Origin of the sequence: Pseudochrobactrum sp. AO18b, assembly GCF_000409565.1 — a bacterium.
Taxonomy (GTDB): domain Bacteria; phylum Pseudomonadota; class Alphaproteobacteria; order Rhizobiales; family Rhizobiaceae; genus Pseudochrobactrum; species Pseudochrobactrum saccharolyticum.
The window spans coordinates 1-3,536 of record NZ_ANNO01000086.1 but is presented as its reverse complement, the minus strand read 5'-3'; the positions used below and the strand labels follow the sequence as shown (position 1 = coordinate 3,536).

2 protein-coding genes are annotated in these 3,536 nt (G+C 50.8%); one reads left to right on the top strand and one right to left on the bottom strand.

All coding sequences use genetic code 11. The features are described 5' to 3' along the window. Positions 1 to 28: 28 nt before the first annotated feature. Positions 29 to 1,060, bottom strand: coding sequence for an aspartate-semialdehyde dehydrogenase (locus A918_RS0103980; RefSeq protein ID WP_022709801.1), 1,032 nt, complete (start codon positions 1,058 to 1,060; stop codon positions 29 to 31). Positions 1,061 to 1,683: 623 nt separating this feature from the next. On the opposite strand from A918_RS0103980, the gene A918_RS0103970 reads away from it, so the two are divergent. Continuing rightward, the coding region (locus A918_RS0103970; RefSeq protein ID WP_022709799.1) for an MFS transporter at positions 1,684 to 3,536 on the top strand (1,853 nt) is incomplete at its 3' end.

Below are 3,536 nucleotides of genomic sequence, written 5' to 3'. Positions count from 1 at the left end.
TCTTTTTTCTTTATTATTTTCTCAAAAATCAGGCAGCTGATTTCGGCTTGATCAGATTACGCTCCAGCAACAATTCAGCGATCTGAATAGTATTCAGTGCTGCACCTTTGCGCAGATTATCCGCCACAATCCACATGGAAAGACCGTTTTCCAGTGTGATGTCTTCACGGATACGCGAAATGAATGTTGCGTCTTCGCCAGCGCTTTCATAAGGGGTGATGTAACCACCGTCTTCATGCTTATCAACAACCTGACAACCCGGTGCATCGCGCAGGATATCACGGGCTTCATCAGCGCTGATCGGCTTGTCAAATTCAATATTCACAGCTTCAGAGTGACCGATAAAGACCGGTACACGCACGGCAGTGCAGGAAACTTTGATCTTCGGATCCAGCATTTTCTTGGTTTCCGCCATGACTTTCCACTCTTCTTTGGTGGAGCCGTCTTCCATGAAGGAATCAATGTGCGGAATGACGTTGAAAGCAATACGCTTGGTGAATTTCTGTGCTGTGACAGGATCAGCAACAAAAACCGCGCGGGACTGCTGGAATAGCTCGTCCATACCTTCTTTACCGGCACCGGAAACCGACTGATAGGTTGCAACAACAATACGCTTGATGGTGGCCGCATCATGCAAAGGCTTGAGAGCAACAACGAGCTGGGCAGTCGAGCAATTCGGATTGGCAATGATATTGCGCTTGCGGAAACCGTCAATTGCATCCGGATTGACTTCCGGCACGATCAGCGGCACATCGGCATCATAGCGCCATGCGGAAGAGTTATCGATAACCACGCAACCCTGCGCGCCGATTTTTGGTGACCATTCCTTGGAAATATTACCACCGGCCGACATCAGACAAATGTCAGTATCGGAAAAATCATAGGTGTCGAGCGCTTTAACTTTCAGTGTCTTATCGCCGTAAGACACTTCCGAACCCTGACTGCGGCGGGAAGCAAGTGCCACCACCTCAGAAGCCGGAAAACCACGCTCTTCGAGAATATTGAGCATTTCGCGACCCACATTACCTGTGGCGCCGACAACAGCAACTTTGAAACCCATGTGAAAAATCTCCTGTCCCTCTCCGCTTTCACACCAGAAAACCCGTGGCCACGCAGGTTCTCCGCCCCGGGCCTAACCCGGGAGAGGGTGAGCAGGCCAAGGGATCAGACCGTTTTGGTGGTCGTTTTCGAGGTGATTGTCTTCAGGGCAATCATGGCCGTTTTGGTAATACCGAATGCAGGAGAAGCTACACCCATAGCTCCGCCGCCGGAGAAATTTCCGGAAAATGCTGGCAAAACTGATGGCAAAGCGAGGGATTCCACGCGGTGTCTCCTAATTCACTGCTGCTTTTAACGCGATTTTGCCAAGAGTCAATTGCCGTTTATGTCGTCAAAGCCGCCAAATGTTTAAGAAAATACCAAATTTCCAATAAGCTGCGTTTGCATCCGCGCCACGCAGAAAAATATTTCACCATTATTATACTAAAGAATACTGACGCAAATCCCGTTTTCAGTTCATTCTGTCTGCGACTGCTTTGCCAGGCGGCAATAGAAACCGCGCGACTGCAGGCACCTCCGGCCACACCGGCCACGAGACGAATTCCGCATATTGAAAGGCTGAGAATAATCAACACCCGGTGGCAATAAGGGAACTGCCGCAGGGTTTATCCGGGAGGACAAATTATGGCAGCAATTGATGGTGCGCGTGAACGCGCCCCTAAAATGACCAAGGAGGAGCGCAAAGTTATTTTTGCCTCGTCTCTTGGTACAGTATTTGAATGGTATGATTTCTATCTCTACGGCTCACTGGCAATTTATATCGGTGCTGCCTTCTTCAGTGAATATCCTGAAACAACCCGTAATATTTTCGCGCTGCTGGCTTTTGCGGCGGGCTTTCTTGTACGCCCGTTCGGTGCGTTGTTCTTTGGCCGTATCGGCGATCTGGTAGGCCGTAAATATACGTTCCTTGTCACCATTGTGGTGATGGGACTTTCCACCTTCCTCGTCGGTCTGTTGCCGGGCTCGGCATCTATCGGCATTATCGCACCGATCATTCTGATTGGTCTGCGTATGCTGCAGGGTCTCGCACTTGGCGGTGAATATGGTGGTGCGGCCACTTACGTGGCTGAACATGCACCAAACGGACGCCGCGGTTTCTATACTTCATGGATTCAAACTACCGCGACTTTCGGTCTCTTCCTGTCTCTGGTAGTGATTCTGCTGATCCAGAACTCCATGACAGCTGAAGAATTTGCAGCATGGGGCTGGCGTATTCCGTTCCTGATTTCCGTCGTTCTGCTCGGTATTTCCGTCTGGATCCGTATGCAGATGAGTGAATCCCCTGCTTTCAAGAAAATGAAAGAAGAAGGCAAACAGTCCAAGGCTCCGCTGAAAGAAGCTTTTGGTCACTGGAAAAACGCCAAGATTGCTCTGATTGCCCTGTTCGGTCTCACCGCCGGTCAGGCTGTGGTCTGGTATTCGGGTCAATTCTATACGCTGTTCTTCCTGCAAAACGTACTGAAGGTTGAAAGCATCTCGGCCAATATCATGATTGCTATTGCCCTTCTGATCGCAACCCCGTTCTTCCTGTTCTGGGGCTGGCTGTCGGATAAAGTCGGTCGTAAGCCGATCATCATGGCAGGTCTGGCACTGGCAATCTTCACCTATTTCCCGCTGTTTAAAGCTCTCACAGCAGCCGCCAATCCGGCGCTTGCCCGTGCGGAAGCCACCATCAGCGCAACCATCACCGCAGCACCGGGCGATTGTACTTTCCAGTTCAATCCGGTCGGTACAGCCAAATTCACCACATCCTGTGACGTGGCAACCGCCTTCCTGTCCCGCTCTTCCGTTCCTTATACGGTTGAAACCGGCGCCGCAGGTACACCAGCAAGTGTGAAAATCGGTGAAAGCACCATCACATCCTATGATGCGACCGGTGCCGATGCCGCAACCCGTGCACCGGCTTTTGTTCACGATGTGAATCTGGCTCTGCAAAAAGCAGGCTTCCCTCTGGTGCGTAATGCTGCCAAAGTACCGGATGCCAAGCTGGATGCATTTGTTGCCGCCAATCCGGAACTGTCACTGAATGCAGATACGATCCGCGCCGGTGAATCCGTCAGCATGACAGCCGATCAGATGGTTGCTGCCAAACTGGTTCCGGCAGCTGATGCCGCAACAATCGGCGAACAGAAAGTTTATACCATTCCTGATGCAGGCACCTTTAAAATGGTTGCCGATCCGGATGAAGTAAACTGGCCGCTGACCATTCTGATCCTCACTATTCTGGTGATCTATGTGACGATGGTTTATGGCCCGATTGCCGCTATTCTGGTGGAAATGTTCCCGACCCGCATCCGTTATACCGGTATGTCACTGCCTTACCATATTGGTAACGGCTGGTTCGGTGGTCTGCTTCCGGCAACTGTGTTTGCGATGAGCGCTGCCAAAGGTGATATTTATTATGGCCTCTGGTATCCGATCATTATCGCTCTGATGACTTTGATTATCGGTCTGATCTTTGTACGTGAAACCAAAGA

Coding starts and splice junctions, on each gene's coding strand:
- A918_RS0103980 (WP_022709801.1), bottom strand. CDS start 1,060: ATGGGTTTCAAAGTTGCTGTTGTCGGCGCCACAGGTAATGTGGGTCGC.